The 21,442-nt window shown below is 66.0% G+C and carries 22 protein-coding genes; 9 read left to right on the top strand and 13 right to left on the bottom strand.

Annotation, left to right across the window (positions count from 1 at the left end; all coding sequences use genetic code 11):
* The first annotated feature begins 1 nt into the window (after position 1).
* Positions 2 to 625, top strand: coding sequence for an FMN-binding negative transcriptional regulator (locus C563_RS0110400; protein WP_018761990.1), 624 nt, complete (start codon positions 2 to 4; stop codon positions 623 to 625).
* Between the two features lie 12 nt (positions 626 to 637).
* Here C563_RS0110400 and rlmC read toward each other — a convergent pair whose 3' ends face one another.
* Positions 638 to 1,765: a 23S rRNA (uracil(747)-C(5))-methyltransferase RlmC gene (rlmC, locus tag C563_RS0110395; protein WP_018761989.1), complete on the bottom strand. Its 1,128-nt coding sequence runs from the start codon at positions 1,763 to 1,765 to the stop codon at positions 638 to 640.
* An 85-nt stretch (positions 1,766 to 1,850) separates the two neighbouring features.
* A complete protein-coding gene (locus C563_RS0110390) occupies positions 1,851 to 2,585 on the bottom strand; it encodes an HAD hydrolase-like protein (RefSeq protein ID WP_018761988.1) in 735 nt (244 codons plus the stop codon).
* Positions 2,586 to 2,658: 73 nt separating this feature from the next.
* Here C563_RS0110390 and C563_RS0110385 point away from each other — a divergent pair, with 73 nt between their 5' ends.
* Complete coding sequence (locus tag C563_RS0110385; RefSeq protein ID WP_018761987.1) at positions 2,659 to 3,120, top strand: Lrp/AsnC family transcriptional regulator; 462 nt, start codon at positions 2,659 to 2,661, stop codon at positions 3,118 to 3,120.
* Here C563_RS0110385 and C563_RS21065 read toward each other — a convergent pair.
* The 3 genes from C563_RS21065 to C563_RS0110370 are packed head-to-tail and all read right to left on the bottom strand — an operon-like array spanning position 3,117 to position 7,045.
* Entirely contained in the window at positions 3,117 to 4,529 is a 1,413-nt protein-coding gene (locus C563_RS21065) for an aspartate ammonia-lyase (protein ID WP_018761986.1), read from the bottom strand. The genes C563_RS0110385 and C563_RS21065 overlap by 4 nt on opposite strands.
* 55 nt (positions 4,530 to 4,584) lie before the next feature.
* On the bottom strand, positions 4,585 to 6,000 hold the full coding sequence (locus C563_RS0110375) for an aldehyde dehydrogenase family protein (protein ID WP_018761985.1): 1,416 nt from the start codon (positions 5,998 to 6,000) through the stop codon (positions 4,585 to 4,587).
* Entirely contained in the window at positions 5,993 to 7,045 is a 1,053-nt protein-coding gene (locus C563_RS0110370) for a homoserine dehydrogenase (RefSeq protein WP_018761984.1), read from the bottom strand. The genes C563_RS0110375 and C563_RS0110370 overlap by 8 nt, the downstream gene beginning before the upstream one ends.
* A 289-nt stretch (positions 7,046 to 7,334) precedes the next feature.
* Here C563_RS0110370 and C563_RS0110365 point away from each other — a divergent pair, with 289 nt between their 5' ends.
* On the top strand, positions 7,335 to 8,774 hold the full coding sequence (locus tag C563_RS0110365) for an amino acid permease (protein WP_018761983.1): 1,440 nt from the start codon (positions 7,335 to 7,337) through the stop codon (positions 8,772 to 8,774).
* Positions 8,775 to 8,922: 148 nt separating this feature from the next.
* A complete protein-coding gene (locus C563_RS0110360; protein WP_018761982.1) occupies positions 8,923 to 9,696 on the top strand; it encodes an IclR family transcriptional regulator in 774 nt (257 codons plus the stop codon).
* 15 nt (positions 9,697 to 9,711) lie between these two features.
* Here the strand turns inward: C563_RS0110360 and C563_RS0110355 are convergent, their stop codons facing one another.
* Genes C563_RS0110355 through C563_RS0110345 form a run of 3 tightly spaced genes read right to left on the bottom strand, consistent with a single transcriptional unit; the run spans position 9,712 to position 11,735 of the window.
* Positions 9,712 to 10,488 carry an IclR family transcriptional regulator gene (locus C563_RS0110355; RefSeq protein ID WP_026264645.1) on the bottom strand — a complete coding sequence of 259 codons (777 nt, stop codon included), beginning with the start codon at positions 10,486 to 10,488 and terminating at the stop codon, positions 9,712 to 9,714.
* Between the two features lie 30 nt (positions 10,489 to 10,518).
* Entirely contained in the window at positions 10,519 to 11,268 is a 750-nt protein-coding gene (locus C563_RS0110350; RefSeq protein WP_018761980.1) for a cyclase family protein, read from the bottom strand.
* A complete protein-coding gene (locus C563_RS0110345) occupies positions 11,265 to 11,735 on the bottom strand; it encodes a hypothetical protein (RefSeq protein WP_018761979.1) in 471 nt (156 codons plus the stop codon). The genes C563_RS0110350 and C563_RS0110345 overlap by 4 nt, the downstream gene beginning before the upstream one ends.
* A gap of 92 nt (positions 11,736 to 11,827) precedes the next feature.
* On the opposite strand from C563_RS0110345, the gene mmuM reads away from it, so the two are divergent.
* Positions 11,828 to 12,769 (top strand): homocysteine S-methyltransferase, encoded by a 942-nt coding sequence (gene mmuM, locus C563_RS0110340; protein WP_018761978.1) that lies wholly within the window; start codon positions 11,828 to 11,830, stop codon positions 12,767 to 12,769.
* Between the two features lie 84 nt (positions 12,770 to 12,853).
* On the top strand, positions 12,854 to 13,204 hold the full coding sequence (locus tag C563_RS0110335) for a DUF3846 domain-containing protein (RefSeq protein WP_018761977.1): 351 nt from the start codon (positions 12,854 to 12,856) through the stop codon (positions 13,202 to 13,204).
* 1 nt (position 13,205) lies between these two features.
* Here the strand turns inward: C563_RS0110335 and C563_RS0110330 are convergent, their stop codons facing one another.
* A complete protein-coding gene (locus C563_RS0110330) occupies positions 13,206 to 13,757 on the bottom strand; it encodes a dihydrofolate reductase family protein (RefSeq protein ID WP_018761976.1) in 552 nt (183 codons plus the stop codon).
* Positions 13,758 to 13,977: 220 nt separating this feature from the next.
* Here C563_RS0110330 and C563_RS0110325 point away from each other — a divergent pair, with 220 nt between their 5' ends.
* Positions 13,978 to 14,418, top strand: coding sequence for an alpha-ketoglutarate decarboxylase (locus C563_RS0110325; protein WP_018761975.1), 441 nt, complete (start codon positions 13,978 to 13,980; stop codon positions 14,416 to 14,418).
* 11 nt (positions 14,419 to 14,429) lie between these two features.
* On the opposite strand, the gene C563_RS0110320 is transcribed toward C563_RS0110325, so the two are convergent.
* Both C563_RS0110320 and C563_RS0110315 read right to left on the bottom strand, forming a co-directional pair.
* Positions 14,430 to 16,601: a putative bifunctional diguanylate cyclase/phosphodiesterase gene (locus C563_RS0110320; RefSeq protein WP_231369869.1), complete on the bottom strand. Its 2,172-nt coding sequence runs from the start codon at positions 16,599 to 16,601 to the stop codon at positions 14,430 to 14,432.
* 172 nt (positions 16,602 to 16,773) lie between these two features.
* A complete protein-coding gene (locus C563_RS0110315; protein WP_018761973.1) occupies positions 16,774 to 17,043 on the bottom strand; it encodes a GlsB/YeaQ/YmgE family stress response membrane protein in 270 nt (89 codons plus the stop codon).
* A 203-nt stretch (positions 17,044 to 17,246) separates the two neighbouring features.
* Here C563_RS0110315 and C563_RS0110310 point away from each other — a divergent pair, with 203 nt between their 5' ends.
* A complete protein-coding gene (locus C563_RS0110310; RefSeq protein ID WP_018761972.1) occupies positions 17,247 to 18,110 on the top strand; it encodes an HAD hydrolase family protein in 864 nt (287 codons plus the stop codon).
* 3 nt (positions 18,111 to 18,113) lie between these two features.
* Here the strand turns inward: C563_RS0110310 and C563_RS0110305 are convergent, their stop codons facing one another.
* Both C563_RS0110305 and C563_RS0110300 read right to left on the bottom strand, forming a co-directional pair.
* Positions 18,114 to 19,481 carry a UDP-glucose dehydrogenase family protein gene (locus C563_RS0110305; RefSeq protein WP_018761971.1) on the bottom strand — a complete coding sequence of 456 codons (1,368 nt, stop codon included), beginning with the start codon at positions 19,479 to 19,481 and terminating at the stop codon, positions 18,114 to 18,116.
* Positions 19,478 to 20,632 carry a glycosyltransferase family 4 protein gene (locus tag C563_RS0110300; protein WP_026264643.1) on the bottom strand — a complete coding sequence of 385 codons (1,155 nt, stop codon included), beginning with the start codon at positions 20,630 to 20,632 and terminating at the stop codon, positions 19,478 to 19,480. Before C563_RS0110300 ends, C563_RS0110305 begins: the two co-directional genes overlap by 4 nt.
* Before the next feature lie 255 nt (positions 20,633 to 20,887).
* Here C563_RS0110300 and C563_RS0110295 point away from each other — a divergent pair, with 255 nt between their 5' ends.
* Positions 20,888 to 21,355: a PRC-barrel domain-containing protein gene (locus C563_RS0110295; protein WP_018761969.1), complete on the top strand. Its 468-nt coding sequence runs from the start codon at positions 20,888 to 20,890 to the stop codon at positions 21,353 to 21,355.
* Positions 21,356 to 21,442: the final 87 nt, after the last annotated feature.

Here is a 21,442-nt window from a genome sequence, read left to right as displayed (position 1 = left end):
CATGTACATTCCCGCCCACTTCGCTGCCGCCCCCGAAACCGTCCACAGCCTGCTGGCAAAGCCCGGCGCCGCCAACCTCATCACCATGACGGACCACGGCCTGCTGGCCACGCTGCTGCCCTTCGCCTTCAACCCCGGCGTGGGGGCGCACGGTTCCCTGCAGGCGCACATGGCGCGGAACAACCCGCAGTGGACCGCCCTGCCCACCGGCGAAGCACTGGCCATCATCCAGGGCCCCGACGACTACATCTCGCCGTCGTGGTACGCCGCCAAGGCCGAGCACGGCCGGGTGGTGCCCACCTGGAACTACGCCACGCTGCATGTCTACGGCGAATTAGTGATCCATGACGACGCCGGCTGGCTGGCACGGCACGTCCGGCACCTGACCGGCCTGCACGAGGACGGCCGGGAGCATCCCTGGGCCGTGGACGACGCCCCGGAGAAGTTCGTCGCCGGCCAGCTGCGGGCGGTGGTCGGCGTGGAATTGCTGGTCAGCCGGATCGAGGCGAAGGAAAAGATGAGCCAAAACCGGTCCGACGCCGACGCTGAAGGAGTGGCAGCGGGTCTTCGGGCCGAGGGGCGCGAAGCCGGGGCGGCCGCCGTCGAACGCGCCCGCCGAAACTGACGCCTGAGGGCCCTATGCTGCCCGTTCCAGGAGCACCATCACCTCGTAGTGCGTGGTCTGCGGGAACATGTCCAGGACGCGGGCCCGGCGCGCCGTGAAGGACGGAAGGTTCGCCAGGTCGCGGGCCAGTGACTGTGTATTGCAGCTGGAGTACACCACGTGCTGCACGTCCGAGGCTTCCAGCCAGCCGCACAGTTCCTTGCCGATGCCGCGGCGGGGCGGGTTCACAATTACCAGGTCCGGCGACTCATCAGCAGCCAAGGCGAAGGCGGTGGCGTCGCCGGCCTGAAACTCCATTCCCTCCAGGCCCGCCTCCCCGCTGCTGAGCCGGGCGGATACGATTGCCTCGCTGCTGGTTTCAATGCCGGTGACGGTGCGGGCCGGGGCGGCGCAGTGCAGGGCGAAACCGCCTACTCCGCAGTAAAGGTCCCAGACGGATGCGGGTGCGAGCTCGTTGACCCACTCGCGGCCCTGCCGGTACAACGCCGCGGCCATCTCGCTGTTGGTCTGGAAGAAGCTCTGCGGGCGCAGGTGCAGGGTGACGTCGTTGACGCGCATGGCCAAGGTTTCCTGGCTGGTCAACAGGATCTCCCGGTCACCTTCCAGGACGGCCTTGTGCTCCGGATGCAGGTTGACCGAGACCACTTTCACCTGGGGAAGCGCCGCCAGCAGTTCCGGCAGGTGTTTGCGGATACGCGGCAGCACCTGTTCGGAGCGCAGGACCAGGCGGAGCATGATCTCGCCATCGGGGGATTCGGTGATAATGACGTGCTTGAGTTCGCCGGTCCGGCGCGGCACATCGTAGGGCGTCAGGCGGATCCGGCGGATGAAGCTCGCCAGGACCGGGAAGCAGGCCAACAGGCCCGGGGAGCAGACGCCGCACCGGCGCAGGTCCACGCCGTGGCCGTCGGCGTCGAGGATTCCGATGGTGGGGTTCTGGGCCGTCCCGCCGATCACCATCTTGGCCTTGTTGCGGAAGCCTGACTCCCGGCTGGCCACCGGCGGCAGCCATTCCAGTCCGGTGTGGCCCGACAGGAGGCCCTGGCAGTGGCGTTGCTTGCCGGCCAGCTGCTCGCCGTAGGGCATGCCCATGTGGGTGCAGGAACGGCAGGCGCCGGCATCGAAATAGGAGCAGTCCATGACCGGACAAGTTTACCCGCTGCCTTTCGCAGCCTCGAAGTGCACGGACGACGGCGGCACTTGGCTCAGCGCCGCCGTCGTACCTTTATGCGTGGTGACGCGGCGTGCGCCGTGCCTTCTGTCCGGTGCTTCCGTCGGGGCCTATGACCGCAGCGAGCACTGCGGCCGGGGAGGCAGCCACGAGGCTGGCTCCTTCTTCTTCTCCCGAGCAGCCGTAGCCCCAGCTTGCGAACACTGCGGGAATGCCATGGATTGTGGCTCCGGCAACGTCGTAGCTGCGGTCGCCCACCATGAGCGGGGCGCGGAGGTCCACCTTTGCAGCCTCCAGCCTGACCAGCGCTTCGGCAATAACATCCGCCTTGCTCCACCTCGCGTCCAGGTCCGACGCACCACAAATGGTGGTGAAGTAGTGGTCCAGCCCAAAGCGGCGTGCCATCCGGACGGCCTGGTCTTCGGCTTTGGACGTCGCCACCGCCATCGGTATGCCGGCAAGGCGCAGTTGTTCCAGCATTTCCCGGACGCCCGGGTACGGAACCGACTGGTGCGCGCCGACGTCCGCATAGGCCTGCCGGTAATGGGTGAGGGCCCGGCGGGCGAGGACTTCATCGTGTCCCAGTATCTCCTTAAGGGATTCGAGCATGGGCGGCCCCACCAAGCGGAGCAGCCCTGCAGGCGCTGGAACCGGCGCCCCGACGGCAGCCAAGGCGAGGGCGGCACTGGCCGTGACACCCGGTGCCGAATCGAGCAGCGTCCCGTCCATGTCGAACAGCACGCAACCGAAGGCTGCCGTGCGTTGGAGGCTCTGGTGCCGAAGTATCATCTCTTTGTGCTTTCATTCTGGAGCCGGGCCGACTCGTGTCTGCTGTTGGGAGTTCATACGGTGAAGGGTGGACATGGATCGGGCTAGTCTTGACCGGATCGATCAGAGCATCCTGGCGGAACTGACGCGCAACGCCCGCATCAGTCATGCGGAACTTGCAGCGAAGGTCATGCTCTCCCGCAATGCTGTCCGGCAACGGATCGACCGAATGGAACGGCAGGGCTATATCCAGGGCTATACCGTGGTGGCCGGCGCTCCGGGACAGGGCACAGTTTCGGCTTTCCTGATGGTCTATCGGAAGGACAGGGTTCGCGGGGCCGACGTTATTGCGGTGCTGCAGTCGATCCCGGAGGTGGTTCTGTGCGACGTGGTCAGTGGCGACTTTGACCTCCTGGTGCGCGTTGAAGCGCGTTCGCTTGAACGGATCCAGGAGATCTGGGAGCAGATTGCGGCCACACCCGGCGTAACGGACACGGTAACGGCAATGACCCTGTCCAATTATGTCCGGCGCGGCGCAGGAGTGCTGCCGGCCTAGCCAACGGAACCGGGCATCCGGGTGCCACCTCCCGCCATGGCCGCATCCACCACGGACCTGGCCGACACAAGGTCCATCAGTTGCTTCCCGGCCACGATGTCCACCACGGCTTCCCCGCTCCGGAGGGCCTCCTTTGCCACCGCCGCAGCGGCCGCGTATCCGATGCTCGGTACCAAGGCTGTCGCGACGCCGGCAGATGCCTCGGTGCGGGTCCGAAGCAACTGGCTGTTGGCTTCGATTCCATCGATGCAGAGGGTGCGGAGGCTCGCAGCACCCGCTCCCAGCCAGCCAATGGACTGCAGCAGGACATGGGCCATCACGGGCTCGAAGGCGTTGAGTTGCAACTGCCCGTTGTCCGCGGCCATTGTCACCGTGGTGTCCGCTCCGGCCACGGCAAAGGCGATCTGGTTGACGGCCTCCGGAATGACCGGATTCACCTTGCCGGGCATGATGGAAGAACCGGCCTGGCGCGCCGGCAGGGATATTTCGCCGAGCCCGTTTTGCGGCCCGCTCGCCAGCAACCGCAGATCGCTGCAGATCTTTGAGAGTCGTATCGCGGCGCGTTTCAGCATTCCGGATAAGTGCATGAAGGCGCCGACGTCCCATGTGGCCTGGAACAGATCGTCGGCGGCACGGACCGGAAGGCCGGAGATCTCCGCGAGGGCGGCCAAAGCCCGCCGCTGGAATCCGTCTTCGGCCGTGATGCCGGTCCCCACAGCCGTCCCGCCGAGGTTGCATTCGAGCATCAGGTCAACGGCTTCCAGGATGCGGGCGCAGTCTTCCCGGATAGTGGTGCCGAAGGCTCGGAACTCCTGCCCCAGCGTCATGGGGACGGCGTCCTGCAGTTGGGTGCGCCCAATCTTCACCACGCCGCTGAACTGGGTTCCCTTGGCCATGGCCGCGGCCGCAAGCTGTTCCAGTTCCTCGGCCAGTTCCAGCGCACCGGCGGCCAGCGCCAGCCGGAGGGCCGTGGGATAGGTGTCATTGGTTGACTGGCACTTGTTGACGTGGTCAATCGGATGCAGGTGCCCGTAGTCACCGCGGCCGTGGCCCAACTTCTCCAGCGCCAGGTTGGCGATGACCTCGTTCGCATTCATATTGGTGCTGGTGCCGGCCCCACCTTGGATGACGTCCACGCAGAACTGCCCGTGATGCTTTCCGGCCAGGATCTCCTGGCACGCCTGCCGGATTGCACGGACCTTGTCCTGTGAGAGCACGCCGAGTTCTCCGTTGGCGCGGGCAGCAGCGCTCTTGACCATCGCCAGTGCCCGCACAAGGTGCGGATGGGCGGATACGGGGATGCCGCTGATGGCGAAGTTTTGCAGGGCCCGCGCGGTGTGGGCTCCCCAATAGGCGGACGCCGGAACGGCGATGGGCCCTAGTGTGTCCGTCTCGATGCGATATTCCATGGTTTCTTTCGCCGGGAAGAATCTTGTGGTTGTTGGGAACGGCGGGTGCACTCCGTCATGGGCGCTTGATGCAGACAACCTTGGGCTGGGTCATCTCCTCGTAGGCGAAACGCACGCCTTCGCGGCCCATGCTGCCGTACTTGGATCCCCCGAACGGCATGCCGTCGAAGCGGTAGTCGGACGAGTCGTTGACCATGACGCCGCCCGCCTCGAGGCGGGACGCCGCCTGCAGCGCTGTTTCCAGCGACCGCGTGAAGATTCCGGCGTGGAGGCTGAAGTCCACGGCGTTGGCCATCTCCAGCGCCTCGTCAAGGGTTGAAAACGGCTGGAGCATGGCCACCGGCCCGAAAACCTCCTCCATCCACAGCCGGCTGGACGGGCTGACTTTCTCCAGGACCGTGGGCTGGAAGACGTTGCCAATCCTGGTGTTTCCCGCGAGGACGGCAGCCCCGGCGGCGACGGCCGTTCCTATCTTTGCCGTGAGCTGGTCCACGGCTGCGCCAGTGATCATCGGCCCCATGTCGGTTGCTTCGTCGTCCGGGTCACCGGATACGAGGTGCGCCGTCGCGTGCAGGAAGTCGCGGCGGAAATCCTGGTAGCGGGATTCGGCGACAAGGATGCGCTGCACACCCACGCAGTTCTGGCCTGCCGCCCAAAAAGCGCCCGAGACGCAGGCCTCCACGGCAGCGTCAATGTCCGCGTCATCCATGATGATCACCGGGGCATTCCCACCAAGATCCATGGAGAGCTTCTTCAGGCCTGCGGTCCTGGCGATGGCTTCGCCGGTGGAAAAACCGCCGGTGAAGGACACCATGCGGATCCCGCGGTTTGCCACGATCGCCTCCGCAACGCCCCTGTCCCCGTGGACCACCGTAAGCACCCCGGGCGGCAGGCCGGCTTCGGAAAGGACCTCCGCCAGCAGTTCCGCGCACAAAGGCGTCAGGGCGGATGGCTTGAGGATGACGGCGTTTCCTCCCGCGATGGCGGGCCCTACTTTGTGCACTACCAGGTTCAGGGGATCGTTGTAGGGCGTTATGGCCGCGATGATCCCCAGGGGTTCGCGGGAGAACCAACCCGTGCGGTCCTCCGAGCCCTCGTAGGAATCGAAAGGTATGGTCTCGCCGGCGTTGCGGCGGGCCTCAGCCGCGGAGAGGCGCAGGGTGTTGACTGCGCGCAACACCTCCTTGCGTGCCTGGCGGATGGTTTTTCCGCTTTCGGCTGTGATGGTGCGGGCAAATTGCGTGCGCCGTTCCTCGATCTTCGAGGCGGCGCTGTCCAGGATTCTTCCCCGGGCATGGCGGGACATCGCCCGCGCCTGCCTCGCTCCGGCCTGGGCCGACGCGACGATCGCGTCCACGGATTCCGGTTGGGCCATGGCGACTGTCCCCACCACCCGGCCATCGTAGGGGCTCACAACGTCGCGGAAGACGGCTGATTCGGCGCCAAGGGGTGCAATCACCGATTCACGCATCTGCAGCCACCTGGTTCCGTGCACCGTGCATGGCGATGATGTCCGACAGGAGGGCGAACGCAGTCTCCACCCGTCCGGCTCCTGGCCCTGAAACGGTCACTGGACCGAGGAGGTTGGTATTGAACGAGACGGCGTTATTTGCGCCGGACACTCCCGCGAGGCCGTGGTCCAGGGGGAGGGCCGCGGGGGATACCGAGGCGCTGACGGTTCCGTCCGGGTTCCTCCGTGCTGAGCCCACGAGTTTCCAGCGGCGGCCCTCGTTCCTTGCGTTGCTGAGGTCCTCCGGGGTCAGGGACGAGATACCTTGGCGCTCAACGTCCGCCAGCCGAAGGTCCGCGCCGAGCAGTTCGTTGGCCAGGATCAGGACCTTGAGCTGGACGTCATAGCCGTCGATGTCGGCCGTGGGATCCGCCTCGGCATACCCGCGCTCCTGGGCTTCCCGGACCGACTCCTCGAACCCGAGGCCTTCTTCCATCCGGCCCAGGACATAGTTGCTGGTGCCGTTGAGGATGCCCTCGAACCCGTTAAGGGCCAGACCGGGAAACAGTTGTTTGGCGAAGCGGATGACGGGGGTCCCGCTCATGACCGCGCCTTCGAATTCGAAATGCAACCCGTTCCGCTGTGCAAGTCCGGTGAGTTCGGCACCGTGCAGGGCGACAGGGCCCTTGTTGGTGGTGCAGACACTCTTCCCCGATTCGAGGGCCCACCGTACATGCGAAGCGGCCGGCTCCCCGGTTGCGGGGTTGGTGAAGGTCGCCTCGCAAATGATGTCGGCGGAACACGTCCTGATGACGCGCTCGTTGTCCGGGTCCGCGGATCCTCCGTGCGCTGCGAAGGTCTCCTCCGCCGGGTTTATCCGCAGGGCCATGTCCATGTCGATTCCGCCGTCCCGGACCAGGGAACCGAGCCGAAGGTCCGTGATGGCCACAACCCGCAGGCCGAAGCCCAATTCACGGTTGAGGTCATCGCCCCGGTTTGCGATCAGTTCGGCCAGCGTTCGGTTGACGCCGCCGAACCCGATCAATGCGATGTCGTAGGTGGTCATGGTGCTCCTTTGATGTGGTGGTTTGGTGTTCCCATCGTGGCCCGGGCCGCTGTCCGTCGGGACATGTCCAAACGCACTATCGGGCGGCCATATCGACCATTGGAGAACCACATCGACATCCGGCGTAATTGCGGATGCGTGCAACATTCGCAATTTCATATGATTTTGATGACTAAAACTTCCTTTTCGTGTTACTTTCGTCACTGTCGACGCGCTAACAGCTCCTCTCGGACGGGCCATCCGACCGCGGCCGTCCTTCCTTCCTACCGTTCCCCACTGGAGGCATCTCTTGGAATCTTCGACCCCCCTAACCCTCAAGCCGGAGCCGGGTGCACCGCCGGCCACAGAGTCGGGCCTGCGCCGCTCCATGGGACCCCGGCACCTGGTCATGATCGCCATGGGCGGCGTGATCGGTTCCGGCCTGTTCCTCAGCTCGGGATACACCATTTCCCAGGCCGGCCCCCTGGGCGCTGTGCTTGCCTACCTCGTGGGCGCTTTCGTGGTCTATTTGGTAATGGCCTGCCTGGGTGAGCTCGCCATTGCGTACCCGGTGTCCGGCGCTTTCCATATCTATGCTGCGCGGTCCATCGGTCCCGCCACCGGATTCGCCACAGCCTGGCTCTACTGGTTGTGCTGGGCCGTTGCCATCGGATCCGAGTTCACCGCCTCGGGCTTGCTGATGCAGCGGTGGTTCCCCGGCGTTGACGTGTGGGTTTGGTGCCTCGTGTTCGCCGCTACGCTGTTCGGACTCAACGCGGTGTCGTCCAAGTTCTTCGGTGAGTCGGAATTCTGGTTCGCCATCATCAAGGTAGGGGCCATCATTGCGCTCATCGTCCTTGGCGGGGCGGCCCTTCTGGGCTTCCATCCGCTGAGCGCATCCGGCGCCGATCCTTTCCTGTTCGAGAATTTCAACACCGACGGCGGGCTGTTTCCCAACGGGTTTACCGGCGTCCTCGTGACCGCGCTCGCAGTCTTTTACGCCTTCTCCGGCTCCGAGCTGATTGGTGTGGCGGCGGGCGAGACGAAGGACCCCGCCACCAGCATCCCCAAGGCGATGCGGAGTACGGTTATCCGCCTCCTGGTGTTCTTCGTGGGTGCCATCGCTGTCATTGCGGCCACCATTCCGTACCAGGAAGTTGGGCTCGACGAGAGCCCCTTCGTTACCGTGTTCACGGCGACCGGTGTCCCGTTCGCCGCAGACCTGATGAACTTCGTCATCATTACGGCGCTGTTGTCTGCCGGCAACAGCGGCTTGTTCTCATGCGCCAGGATGCTCTATTCCCTCGCCGACGAAGGCCACGCACCGCAGGCACTGAAGCGGTTGACGGGGCGCGGCATTCCCATGATCGCACTCTCGGTGAGCATGCTCGGCGGCCTGGCCTCACTCATCAGCAGCGTGGTCGCCCCGGAGTCGGTCTACCTGGCGCTCGTCTCGGTTGCGGGCTTCGCCGTGGTGGGGGTGTGGATGTCCATCACAGCCTCGCATTTCTTCCATCGACGGTCTTTCGTCCGGAACGGCGGCGACGTTTCCACGTTGCCATACCGTGCCCCGCTCTTCCCGGTGGTACCGGTCCTGGCGTTTTCCCTCTGCGTACTTTCCTTCGTCGGCATCGCTTTGGACCCGGCCCAAGTCGCGGCCCTGTACTTTGGTGTTCCTTTCGTGGCCGCCTGCTACGGCTATTTCCACTTCAGGTACGGACGGAAGTCCCGGGCCGCCAGGGCGGACTAGCGCAAAAGGTCGTATTGGGGCCTGATGAGGACAGCTGAACCACCAGCACCGGGCCCCGCCTGTTGGGCGGGGCCCGGTGCGCTTTGGGGCTGTGAAAGCCAAGCCCGTGTGAGGATAGGGTGGTTGCCGGTCGGAAGGAGCAGTAAGCGTGGATAACTCCCCTGAGGCGTCATCCCTGGCGCAGGGGCTGCGGATCGTGCGCCTGGTGGTTGACCGGGAAAAGGCCGGCAAGCAGCTCTTGGGCGTCTCGCAACTGGCCGCCGAACTGGATATGGACCAGAGCCGCGTCTCCCGCCTGACTCAGGAGCTCTGCGACCTTGGCCTGCTGGAGCGGCGCGAGCGGGGCCCGTTCCGGGTGGGAAGCGGCTTCTTCAGCCTTGCCGCCACACTTAACACCGGTTGGGTACGGGACGCGGGAGCGGAACTCGAGACCCTGGTGGCCTCCACGGGGCTGCGTGCCAGGGTATCCGTCCGTGACGGTTACCGGGCCATCCTGCTGCTGGCGTCCAGCAACGATTCGCAGGCCGGCAGCTTCGTCCAGCCCGGCATGGTCACCCCCGTCTGGTGCACGGGAGCGGGGCGGGCCCTGCTGTGGGACCATAGGCGGCGAGGTTTTGAGGCGTTGCTTGCCGACGTGAACTTCGTAGGGGTCGGAGGCCCCGGAGCCCCGCATTCCAGCGCGGAGGCCTGGGAGCTGATGGCCAGGGACAAGCCCAAGGGTTACGTCGTAGCGGCCGAAGAGTTCGAGCACGGCATCACTGAAGTGGCCGTACCCATCCGCGATCCGGAGGGCGGCATCCTGGCGTCGCTCAGTGTGCTGGGTGGCCGTGCCGATGTTGACGGCCGGGCCGGGGAAGTGGCGGATATCCTCGCCGGGGCCGCAGACAGGCTCGGATCCGGCCGTCTCCCCGTGCCCCGGTAATGCCGTCCGCAGGGGCTACGGATGGTCGTCCGGCGAATGTCCTCCGAGCATGGCTTCAAGCCATTCACCTTCGATTCGGAGCGCCTTTGCATGTTCGGCTTGCCGGGGTTCGATGCGGCTTTTCAGCCCAACCACCTGGAGCGCGGCCACGACTCCACCCCTGAAATCCCTCACGGGCACGGCCAGGGAGTAGAGACCCGGTTCGGCTTCCTCGTCGACGACTGAATAACCGCGCAGGCGTGCCACCCTTAGGCGCTCCAGGAATTCCTCAACGTTGGCCGGAGTGTTGGGGCCGTGCTGTTGGAAAGTTACGCCCGCGAAGATCGTACGGACTGCGTCATCGGAGGTTTCCCAAAAGAGCGCCTGCCCGGCGTCACTGCAGTAGGCAGGGTAGGGCCGGCCCAGCCAGGACCCCACCATTCTGCTGCTGGCGGGGATACTTTCCCCCACAGTCACAGTGCTGTTGCCGCTGAGAACCCCCAGGAAACACCCCTCGTCGGTCTGGCCCGCAAGGTGGTCCAGCGCGGCCGCCCCGTCCGAATGCAGCCGACGGCGGGTCAGCAGATGGGCGTCCGTTAAGACACTCCAGTCCAAGGCAAAAGTGCGCTGTGGCGTCCGCTGCAGGAAACCCTCCTGCTCCGCTGTCCGCAGGCTCCTGGAGACCTGGCTGCGGTCCTTGCCGAGGTCTGCGGCGATCTCGGCCACCGTGCCGCCGGGGAGGCCGCGCGCGTGGCGCTCCCCGGCGGCCAGGACTGCCATGATTCCCCGCCCCATGCTTGTTGTCGTCACCATGGTCCGAGTCTAGATGCCCCTTTGTGGCGGTCAGGAGATGGCGAAGACGCGGGCGGGAAAGCCGCTGCCTTCGCGTGGCTTTGCCCAGCTGGCCACCACCACGGCCCCGGACTCCGGGAGCCCGGCCAGGTCCGCCAACAGCTCTATCTGCCAGCGGTCCTGGGCGAGGATATAGGTTTCCAGGGCGAAGTCTCCCCGGGACGTTGCCAACCCCGGGTCCGTATCCGTCTGCTCGTGCCCGACAGCCGAGACCGTACGTTCCTCGATCAGGAAGGAAAGCACCTCCCGGGACCAGCCCGGTGTATGGCTCACGCCGTCTGCATCCCTGTTGGCCATGGCCTCCCCGTCCGGCCACCGCCGGCTCCAGCCGGTCCTCAGGGCGACGAAGGATTCTGCGGGTATGGTTCCGTTCCGGTCCTCCCACGCCCGCACATCCTCCAAGGCAGGGGTGGCGTCAGGATCTTCCTCGACGCGCCGGGTGATGTCCAGCACCACAAGGGGCAGGATCATGTCCTGGACCGGAATCCGGTCGAGGGTGCGGCCCCCGCGGATGAAGTGGGACGGGGGGTCCACATGCGTTCCCCATTGCCCCACGATCGAATACCGGTGGGCCGTGAATCCGTCGCCTTTTTCAAGATCGAAAAGCGCTTCCCGGCTTTCGTCCGGAAAAGCGGCGAAACGCGGCTGGCCCGGGTGGAAGGCGTGGGTGAGGTCCGTAAACGTCCTGCCTGCCAGTGCGGACTGCAGTGCCGGCCAAGCGGCGGTGGTGGTGAGGGTCATGATGCCGCCTTTGAAGGAGTATTGCGGTGCAGTCTTCCGGCAACGCTGAGTGGGCCGGTCACCTCGATGACGGGCAGTTCCCACGGGTGGATGGCCACAAGTTCCTGCATGGCACGCTCCAGGACGGAATCGTCCAAGGCGGAATCAAAATAGGTGGTGAAGACGAACGTGGGCGAAAGCGTTTGCTCGCCTACCCGGCCGAGGGTGGGCGTCGCCCCCTCGCCGCAGGAGAATCCCTCGAACCCGATTCCGGATTCGAAGACGTGCTTGTAGTTTCCGAAATCACCAAGGTCGGGAAACTGTTCAACGGCCTTCAGGAGTTTTGCCAGCCCTGGATCCTGCTGGACCGCGTCAGCGTTTCCGGCTGCGATGCGGCTGAAGGTTTCTGCGCTGATGGGCCAATGGACCCGCAGCTTACGGACGCTGTTCAGGTGCACACTCACGAAATTCTCCTCTGGGGTGGTCATCAATGCAGTCATGGTGACACAGAGTGATATTCATTACAAGCATGGAAACTTGTCTATAATGAGTAAAACCGCACAAATCGACCGGAGTTGCGATGCCCCACCGTCTTTCCCTTGCCACCTCGCTTGGAGGCAGGACCCTGGTCTCCGATGGCGCCCTCGCCACCGAACTTGAAGCGCGCGGCTGCGACTTGAACGATCCGCTGTGGTCCGCCAAGGTCCTCCTGGAGCAACCCGAACTCATCAGGGACGTGCACCGGGACTACTTCGCCGCCGGGGCGAACATCGCAACCACCGCCAGCTACCAGGCCACGCCGCAGGGATTTGCTGCCCGGGGGATCGGCCGGCAGGAGGCCTTGGACCTTGTTGGTTTGTCGGTCCGGCTCGCGGAGGAGGCCCGGCGGGAGCACCTGGCGGACCACCCTGACGCCGGTCCCCTGCTCATCGCTGGATCGGTGGGTCCGTACGGCGCCTACCTCGCAGATGGGTCTGAGTACCGCGGAGATTACGTCCTCAGCCCTGCGGAATTCCGTGCGTTCCACGCACCCCGCATCAACGCCCTGGTTCAGTCCGGCGTCGACGTCCTGGCCTGTGAAACGCTGCCCTCCTTCGCCGAGGCGGAGGCCTTGCTGGCGCTCACTGCGGAAGCCGGCGTCGAGTCCTGGTTTTCCTTTACGCTGCGCGACGGCGCCAGTATCAGCGACGGCACACCCCTGGCGGACGTGGCCAGGCTTCTCGATATGCACCCTCACGTTGCCGCAGTCGGGGTCAATTGCGTGCCCCTGCACCTGGTGGCTCCGGCACTCGCAACCTTGCGGCAGTACACGGACAAGCCCCTGCTGGCTTACCCGAATTCCGGCGAAACGTACCACGCGGACACCAAGACGTGGGGTGCGCCCGGAATAGGCGGGACGCCGGACGGGGCACCACAGGACCTCGCCGGCGGAGTTCCTGCCTGGCGCGAAGAGGGTGCCCGGATCATCGGGGGTTGTTGCCGGACCACTCCGGGTGACATCGCCGCCGTCGCCGCTTTGTAGTCGGCCGGGCACGGTCCACTCGCCCGCGCCCGGCCGGGAACACCACACCCTCCCCGCATGTTAAACCCTGTGGAGAGACCAATCATGGACAGCAGAACGTACCAAGCACTCGTTGTACCGGCCAACAACGCCGAGCCCATCCGCATGGAGCAGGTGGGAGCGGAGCTGCAGGCCCTGGAATCCCTGGTGGACGGGCCCCTTGAATCCGTGATCCGCGGCGACTGGCACGTGTACCTGAACGCCGAAAGCGTGGCCATGCTGCTGCCGGTGAATTTCCGTGCAGGCCAGCTCATGCACGAATGCGGCCTGGACCTGGACGGGATCCGCGGCACCGCCGTCTTCCTCGGCCGCGGCGAACACGGAACCGAAGCGGACGTGCCGGAACACCTGCCCCGGCTCGCGGAGGAGCTGTTCGGGGCACGGCTGGCGGCATGACCTAGCCGGCGCGGACTCCGTACGTGCTGAGCACGTTCCCCTTGCTGGTCCGGGACTGCTCCTGCAGCTCCAGGCGGGTCAACGGGTCGCCGTCCTCAAACAGGCGGCGGCCGGTGCCCGCAATGACCGGGTGCGTCATCAATTGAAGCGAATCCAGCAAACCGGCAAACAGCAGCTGCCGCACCACGGAGATGCTGCCGCACACGGCGATCTCACCGCCTTCGCGCTCCTTCAGGGCCGCCACGAAGTCCTCGAGCGGTGCATCCATCAGCCGGGAGTTCTCCCACTCCAGCGGCCCCGCCAGTGTCCGCGACGCCACGTACTTCTCCACGGGGTTGATGAAGGCGGCAAAGTCCTGGTCGGCGGAGGCGTTGGGCCAGTAGCCCGCCCACTCCTGGTAGCTGACACGGCCCAGCACCACCGTGTCCACGGTGTTCATCATCCGGGTCAGCCCGTGGCCGAGTTCCTCATCGAAGCTGTCGAACTGGAACTTGAATGGTTCTGACACCACCCCGTCAACTGAGTGGAACAGGCCGGCAGTGACTTTGCGCATGGGTCCTCCATTGATCGAGTGGTCAGCCCTACGCTATGTGTCCGGAGGCGCCGGGCGGAAGGGTTCTGCAGGGCTTCTTCGGCCCGGAAATCCGTACGACGCCGGGCGGCCGGGTTAGTTTGGTCACTCGCCGTGGCGTCTTGCGCAGTTTCGCACGGGCCGGGCCCCATACTTGTCTTGAACGGCCTTTGCCGTCCCCGGGCCAGGCAGGAGGAAGTGCATGGAAACCCTGAAGAAAATCGTGACCAACCAGTATTTTCCTGCCGGATCCGTGCTGGCGGCCGTGCTGCTCTTCTGGGTGGTGGGATTGCTCGGCGGGCTGTCGCTGCTGAACAACAACCAGCCGCCGCTGACCACCCTGACCTGGCTGCTGTTCGTCTACTCCGCTGCCGTCCTCAGCCCCGTCGCCGGACTGGTGGCCGGCATCGACCTGGTCCGCCGCTGGCGCCGCAACCGCGCCGCCGCTCCTGAAGCCCGCCGGGAATTCGAGGCGGAGACCTTCAGCGGTGAGGCACCGTCGGAATCCACTACTGCGCCCTCCGCCGTGCCTGCGGGCCCAGCGGAGGCAGATGCCGTGACGCCTTCTCCCGCTGCGGCGCAAGCCTCACGCCCTCCTCTGCCCGCGAAGAAGCCGCGGCAATCCGGCCGGGAAGCAGCCTAGGCCTTCCCGCCCTAACGTCCTTTCAAAGCATTGAGCGCCTCTTCGGCGTGATGCAGGGCCGGTATCAGCCGGTCGCCCGGCTCCGGCAATGAGAACAGGTAGCCCTGAAGGGAGTCGCAGTCCAGGGCGGTCAGATAGTCTGCTTGCGCCGCCGTCTCGATCCCTTCCGCGGTGACGGTCAGGCCCAGGCTGTGGGCCATGTTGATCATGGAGCTGAGGATCGGCAGCCGCTCGTTTCCGGTGCGCACCATTGAGACAAAGGTTTTGTCGATCTTGACCGTGTCCACGGGCAGGTCCTGCAGCCGGCCAAGCGAGGAATACCCAGTGCCGAAGTCGTCCAGCGCCACCCGGGCGCCGGCGGCGCGCAGGGTTCCCAGCTGGTCGATCAGGTCGCCGTCCGCGTCGAAGAAGACACTTTCGGTGACTTCCAGGACAAGCTGGTAGGGGGCCACCCCGCTGGCTTCCGCGAGCTTGAGGACCGTCTCGGCAAAGTCCCGCTCCTGCAGTTGGACCCCGGAGACGTTCACGGCGAGCGACCGGGACGGATCCTCGCTCAGCCAGCGCGCCAGCTGCACCATGCCGCTGGCCATCACCTCTGCTCCGATCTCGTTGATCAGGCCGGTGCGCTCGGCGAGCGGAATGAAGATCGACGGCGGCACCCGTTCACCGCCGCGGTCCCACCGGGCCAGCGCCTCCAGCTGGACTACCTGCCCCATGCGGTGCGAAACGATCGGTTGGAAATCGACCGTGATCTCGCCGCGCGGAACCGCCAATTGCAGGCCGCTTTCCATGTGCGTCCGCTGCACCAGCGCCTGCATCATGTCCGGGTGGAAGCGCAGGAAACGGTTCTTGCCCGCAGCCTTGGCCGCGTACATGGCGATGTCCGCGTGCCTGAGCAGTTCGGAGGGACCCACGCTGTCCTGCCCCAGGGAGGCAAGCCCCAGGCTCAGGCTCGGACGCAGGACGGTGCCACCGATGGTCACCGGCACATGCAGGCACCGCACAATGCACGCCGCGATCTCGTCGGGGTCGGGGCAGGCCGTCAGGAGCACCACGAATTCGTCGCCGCCAAGGCGTGCCACCACGTCCGCCGTAGGTGTACAGCCGCGGAGCCGGCGCGCCACCTCCACCAGCATGTCGTCGCCGGCCTGGTGGCCAAGGATGTCATTGACCTCCTTGAAGTCGTCCAGGTCAAGGAGCAGGACGTCGACCGTCTTCAGCCGTGGCTCCGCCAGCGAGTTGGCCAAGGCCTCGTTGAACACCGCCCGGTTGGCGAGCCCGGTCAGCGGGTCCTGGAAAGCCATGGCCCGTAGCTTCTCGGCCTGTTCCGCGAGGTCCTTCAACGCCTGGTGCACCTGTTCCTGTGCCTTCCGCCGGGGCGTCGCATCCCGGAAACTCCACACCCGGCCTACGATCTTCTCACCCACCCGTTGCGGGCGTGAGTACCGTTCAAAGGTCCGCCCGTCGAGCAACTCGACGACGTCGTGGCTTTCGGCAGACGGGTCCTTCTGGACTTCGTTCAGCCGGGCCGTGAAGGAAACAGGGTCGGCCACCTGGGCCATCACCACTCGGACCGCAGGCTCCTCGCTGTCCGCTTCCAACAAGGCGGGCGGGATGCCCCACATGGTGAGGAACTGCTCGTTGAATCCGGCCACACTGCCATCAACGCCCATCACCAGGATTCCGTCCGCCGTGGATTCCAGGGTGGCCGTGAGCAGTGACATGGCTTCGCGAAGGCTTTCGTTGGTGGCTTGGCGGTGTGCTGTGCCCCGGGCGGAGAGCAGGAGGCGTGCTCCGGCAGGGCCGGTGTCCCCGGCAGGAATGAGGGCGGGATCGGACAGCGGCCCGGCGGGGAGGACCGCAGCGGCAACCTCCAGGGGGAACTCGGATCCATCGCTGCGGAGGCCCGCGATCTCACGCGGCGGCTGCGGTTGGTCAGGGTGGGCCAGGAGCTGCCGGAACAGGTTCGCCACCTCACCGCGGAATCCTTCGGCGATCAGGGGCCGGTGGTCCAGGCCGGCAAACGCGTCCTGGGGCAACCCAAAGAGCCGGGCCGCAGCGGCGTTGGCGCAGAGAACCATGCCGTCGGCGTCCAGTGCCAGGAGGGCGTCCGGACTGGCATTCATGGCCGCGCCAAAAATTTGTAATGCCACATCATTGCCACGGCCCGAAATACCGGTCATAACACCACCCCTTGGCCATCATAAAGGGCAGATCCCCAAATTGGGCGGCTCACCGGCAAAGCTGTTGGGCGGGTTTCCCTTTTGCGGATGCGTTCTTCGGGAATGTGAAAAGGCGCCGGTCTCCTGCGCGGAGTCCGGCGCCTTTTTACTGATGGTAAAGACGGTGGTGCGGCTATGCCCTGCGGCCGCTGCGGTTGGTGATTGCTCCGTAGACCAGCAGCACGATGATCGAGCCGAGGATCGCCAGCAGCCATGTCCGAAGGTCGAAGAATTCGGCCAGTCCGCCGCCGAAAATAAGCGATCCGATCCAGCCGCCCAGGATGGCCCCCACAACTCCGAGAACCATGGTTACCACCCAGCCGCCGCCTTGGCGGCCCGGAAGGATGGCCTTGGCAATAGCGCCGGCGATCAGGCCCAAAATGAGAAATCCGAGAATGCCCATGTTGTCACTCCTTGTCAGTAAGTTGTGCCGGGCCCCCATTTCCGGTTCCCTTATTCAATCAGCAGGCTTATTTGTTGTGCAAGGCTTTGAATATCACAGGATGGCTGTCACTTAAGGCGGAGCAGGCCACCGTAGTCCACCCTGGTGAACCAGGGGCCGGGGATAGGATTTGGATGTCCCGCAATTGACCAAGGAGCCCAGGCATGCCAAGCCAGACCGCCAGGCCGCGTGCCGTGTTCCTCGATATCGACGGTACGTATGCGGACCACGGCCTGGCCCCGGATGCCCACGTGGACGCGGTCCGGACCGCCCGCGGGCTGGGCCATCTGGTGTTCGTCTGCACCGGGCGCCCGCTGTCCATGGTGCCCGGCCACATCCTGGACGCCGGCTTCGACGGGACCATCACCGGGGCCGGCGCCAGGGTGGAAGTCGACGGTGAGGTCCTTCGGGACCAGCGCTTTGAGCCGGACCTGGGGGCGCTCATCGTGGAAACCCTCGATGCCCACGGGGCCGCCTACATCCTGGAAGCACCCGAGGCCCTGCACGGCCGCACCGGCGTGGACCAGCGGCTGAGGGAGGTCCTGGGGCCCATCTTCGCCGGCCGCCCCCGGCACGATGGAGTCCTCAGCACCGACGTTGATCCGCTGGAGGACATCCTGGGTCCGATGCAGTACAGCGACGACCTCCGCAGCACCTCCTATGCCAAGATCTCGGTCTTCGATTCGACGGTCCCGCTGAGGCGGCTGATGGATAAGCTCGGTCCCGGCGTCGGGCTGATCCCCAGTTCGCTTTCGGCGCTGGGAGACCGCGCGGGGGAGATCTTCATGGCGGGCACGCACAAAGCGGTGGGCATCCAGGTGGTGGAGGCCCGGCTTGGCCTCCACCGGGCGGACATTGTTGCCATCGGTGACAGTGCCAACGATATTGAAATGCTCGAATACGCCGGGGTGGGCATTGCCGTCGAAGGCGGCCACCCGGCAGTCCTCGCCGTGGCCGACAGGACCACCGCCGGACCGGCAGGGGCAGGTGTCGCATTGGCGTTCGCCGATCTGGGGCTCCTGGGCTGAACCTCAGCCGGCCGCAGCTGCGGCCATGACCGCGGCGGACGTTCCAAGCCCCCGCACGGTCCAGCCGTCTGCCTGCCATGCCGCGGCGTCCAGCACGTTCCGCGCGTCCAGGACCGCCCGGCGTCGGACCAGCCTGCCGGTGGCGGCAGGGCAAAGCTGCCGGTACTCGTCCCATTCGGTCAGCAGCAGCACCAGCTCTGCGTCCTGGAGTGCCCGCCTGGTGGACACCTCGAACCGGAGCCCGGGGTAGCGGCGCCACGCGTGGTTCACCGCCTTGGGGTCCGTCACGGTAACGTGCGCGCCGGCGGCGGCCAGCCGGTCCGCCACGTCCAGGGCGGGGGAGTCGCGGATGTCATCCGTGTCCGGCTTGAAGGAGGCTCCGAGCACAGTGATGGAACGCCCTGCCAGCGAGCCTCCGCACATAGCCGCTGCCAGGCCCACCGTGCGCGCCCGTTGGTCCAGGTTCACCGAGTCGACCAGGCCCATCCAGTCCTCCACGGCAGGGACGCCCAGCGCCGCGGCCTGGGTCCGGAAACTGCGGATGTCCTTGGGAAGGCAGCCTCCGCCGAAGCCCAGGCCCGCGTGCAGGTAGCGGCTGCCGATCCTCGGATCCAGCCCCATCGCTTCGCCGAGTTCGCTGACATCGGCTCCCGCGGCGTCGCACAATTCGGCGACGGCATTGATGAAGCTGACCTTGGTGGCAAGGTATGCGTTCGCGGCCGACTTGATGAGTTCCGCCGTGGCAAAGTTGCAGACCAGCCGGGGGATTCCGGCGCGTAGCAGCGGTTCGTAGACGGCGTCCAGTGCCGCCGTCACGCCCAGCGGCGCGCCGGTGTCGCGGTTGAAGGCGGCGGCCCGGCCCCCTTCCACGCCGTACACCAGCCGGTCCGGCACCAGGGAATCCTTGACGGCGGTTCCCTGCCGCAGGAACTCGGGATTCCAACCCACCAGTACGTCAGGCCGCGGCGCCAGCACACCGCGGAGCATGTCCACGGTGCCCACGGGCACGGTTGATTTGCCAACGACGACGGCGCCCGCGGCCAGGTGCGGCAGCAAGGCTTCCGAAGCGGAGACGAGGAAGGTGAGGTCGGCGGCGTCGGACGTCTTCTCTTGCGGCGTCCCCACGCACAGGAAGTGCACCTGCGCTGCCTTGGCCCCGGCGGGGTCGGTGGAGAAGCGCAGCCGGCCGGTGGCGAGGCCGTCCCGGAGGAGCTCATCGAGTCCGGGCTCGTGGAACGGTGCCGCGCCGCTGGACAGCTGCGCCACCTTGCGGGGATCGACGTCGATGCCAATCACGGTATGGCCCATGGAAGCCAGCGTTGCAGCGTGGACTGCTCCGAGGTAACCGCAGCCGATCACGGAGATTTTCACAGGGTTGCTCCCTTGCTGTTGACCGCCGTTGCCATCTGGACGTCCGCGATGACGTCGGCGTAGTGCTGCACCAGTTCGGTGCAGAGGGCGGGCCAGGTTCGGTCCTGCACGGAGGCGTGTGCCGCGGCGGCGAACGCGCGGCGCTTGGCATCGTCGCCCATCAGGTCCTGCACACGGGCACGCATGGCGGACAAGTCGCCCGGCTCGTACAGCCAACCCGTCCGTGAATTCTCGACCAGATCCAGGGGGCCGCCCCGGCCCGTGGCCACCACCGGCACGCCCGATGCCATGGCCTCCTGGATGGTTTGGCAGAAGGTTTCGAACTCGCCCGGATGGACGAACAAGTCGAACGACGCCACGGCGCGTGCCAACTCATCACCGCCCAGGAATCCCGTGAAGGCTGCACCGGGGAGCGCGGCTTCCAGTGCGGCCCGCTGCGGCCCGTCGCCCACCACCACCAGCTTCGAGTTGGGGAGCCCGGCCAGCGCGGCAAGGTCTTCCACCTGCTTTTCCACCGCGAGCCGGCCGACGTAGCCGATGATCCGCTCGCCGCCGGGGGCAACCGAAGCCCGCCACCCGTCGTCGCGCTTTCCCGGCGAGAACCGCGCGGTGTCCACCCCGCGCCGCCACATCCGCACCCGGGGGATCCCCCGCCCGCGCAACTGGTTCAGCGCGAACGTGGACGGCACCAGGGTGCGGGTGGCCAGCAGGTGGATGTTCTCGACCCGGTTCCAGGCCCAGTTCTCCAGGAACGGCACTCCGTACCGGGCGGCGTAACTGGGAACCTCGGTCTGGTAGATGGCCACCGACGGGATGCCGAGCTGATGGGCAGCCTGGGCGGCCCGCCAGCCCAGCACGAACGGCGAGGCAAGGTGCACCACGTCAGGGGCGTACTCGGCAAGGATTCGCTTGACCCGGTACACACCTCCCAGTGCCACCCGCACGTTCGTGTATCCCGCCAGCGGAACCGCGGGAAGCCGGTGGACCGCAGCGCCCTTGACCCGTCCCGGCGCCTGTCCGTCATGGGCGGACGGGGCGATGACCAGGACGTCGTCGCCCCGGTCCTGGAGGTGGTCCAGGACCCGCAGGATTGAATGGGTGACGCCATTCATCAGCGGCAAAAATGATTCGGCAACGATTGCGATCCTCACCCTTCAACCGTGGGTGGCCGCCTTGAAATGGCGGGGGAGGGGGCATGACCCGCAGGGAAAGGTTGGGTGAACAGCTGCCCCCTCAACCAGGAAAACTACTAAGTAAGCTTGGCATTTGATGCTAAGCATGCTTACGTTAAACGGGTAGCCAGCACTAGCCTCAAGCAGCCGGGGCAGGGGCCGGACACCGGGGTGACCCGGTGCCCGGGCTCCGGGCTGGCAAACCCGGTACTAAGACACAACCAAGGAGACGTCATGCTCAACAGGGAAAACCTCGAAAGCCTGCTGGCCAAGGGCGGCAACGTCGTGGGTACCGATGGTGCGAAGATCGGCTCGATCGGCCAGCTGTACGCTGACGACGACACGGGCGAGCCCACTTGGGTCACCGTCAAGACCGGCCTCTTTGGCACGTCCGAGACCTTCGTCCCGGTCGAAGGGGCCCGCAGCGAGGGAGAGGACCTGGTGGTCCCGTTCACCAAGGAGCACGTGAAGGACGCTCCCCGGGTGGACGCTGACGGCCACCTCACCCCTGAAGAAGAGGACCGGCTGTACACGTACTACGACCGCGGCGCACGGACGTATTCGGAAGCCCGGACCGGCATGGACTCCGACGCCGGAGACGTGGACCTGCAGGGCGACGCCGACCTGAACGCCGGCACCCCCACCGCCGGAATCAGCTCCGAACGGGACACCGCACCCAGGCTTCGGAAGTACGGCCACTGACCTGGCCCCTTTGGCAGTGAACGGCGCCGGGAACCTTGGGGGTTCCCGGCGCCGCACCGTTAAGCGCTGGTGCAACCACGCTGTATG

This window comes from Arthrobacter sp. 135MFCol5.1 (genome assembly GCF_000374865.1).
Lineage (GTDB): Bacteria > Actinomycetota > Actinomycetes > Actinomycetales > Micrococcaceae > Arthrobacter.
The sequence above is the reverse complement of the archived record's forward strand: the minus strand, read 5'-3'. Positions and strand labels throughout refer to the sequence as shown.

Bases quoted from the DNA above. Each gene is read 5' to 3' on its own strand.
- C563_RS0110400 (WP_018761990.1), top strand. From the start codon at position 2: ATGTACATTCCCGCCCACTTCGCTGCCGCCCCCGAAACCGTCCACAGC.
- rlmC (WP_018761989.1), bottom strand. From the start codon at position 1,765: ATGGACTGCTCCTATTTCGATGCCGGCGCCTGCCGTTCCTGCACCCAC.
- C563_RS0110390 (WP_018761988.1), bottom strand. From the start codon at position 2,585: ATGATACTTCGGCACCAGAGCCTCCAACGCACGGCAGCCTTCGGTTGC.
- C563_RS0110385 (WP_018761987.1), top strand. From the start codon at position 2,659: ATGGATCGGGCTAGTCTTGACCGGATCGATCAGAGCATCCTGGCGGAA.
- C563_RS21065 (WP_018761986.1), bottom strand. From the start codon at position 4,529: ATGGAATATCGCATCGAGACGGACACACTAGGGCCCATCGCCGTTCCG.
- C563_RS0110375 (WP_018761985.1), bottom strand. From the start codon at position 6,000: ATGCGTGAATCGGTGATTGCACCCCTTGGCGCCGAATCAGCCGTCTTC.
- C563_RS0110370 (WP_018761984.1), bottom strand. From the start codon at position 7,045: ATGACCACCTACGACATCGCATTGATCGGGTTCGGCGGCGTCAACCGA.
- C563_RS0110355 (WP_026264645.1), bottom strand. From the start codon at position 10,488: ATGGTGACGACAACAAGCATGGGGCGGGGAATCATGGCAGTCCTGGCC.
- C563_RS0110350 (WP_018761980.1), bottom strand. From the start codon at position 11,268: ATGACCCTCACCACCACCGCCGCTTGGCCGGCACTGCAGTCCGCACTG.
- C563_RS0110345 (WP_018761979.1), bottom strand. From the start codon at position 11,735: ATGACCACCCCAGAGGAGAATTTCGTGAGTGTGCACCTGAACAGCGTC.
- mmuM (WP_018761978.1), top strand. From the start codon at position 11,828: ATGCCCCACCGTCTTTCCCTTGCCACCTCGCTTGGAGGCAGGACCCTG.
- C563_RS0110335 (WP_018761977.1), top strand. From the start codon at position 12,854: ATGGACAGCAGAACGTACCAAGCACTCGTTGTACCGGCCAACAACGCC.
- C563_RS0110330 (WP_018761976.1), bottom strand. From the start codon at position 13,757: ATGCGCAAAGTCACTGCCGGCCTGTTCCACTCAGTTGACGGGGTGGTG.
- C563_RS0110325 (WP_018761975.1), top strand. From the start codon at position 13,978: ATGGAAACCCTGAAGAAAATCGTGACCAACCAGTATTTTCCTGCCGGA.
- C563_RS0110320 (WP_231369869.1), bottom strand. From the start codon at position 16,601: ATGACCGGTATTTCGGGCCGTGGCAATGATGTGGCATTACAAATTTTT.
- C563_RS0110315 (WP_018761973.1), bottom strand. From the start codon at position 17,043: ATGGGCATTCTCGGATTTCTCATTTTGGGCCTGATCGCCGGCGCTATT.
- C563_RS0110310 (WP_018761972.1), top strand. From the start codon at position 17,247: ATGCCAAGCCAGACCGCCAGGCCGCGTGCCGTGTTCCTCGATATCGAC.
- C563_RS0110295 (WP_018761969.1), top strand. From the start codon at position 20,888: ATGCTCAACAGGGAAAACCTCGAAAGCCTGCTGGCCAAGGGCGGCAAC.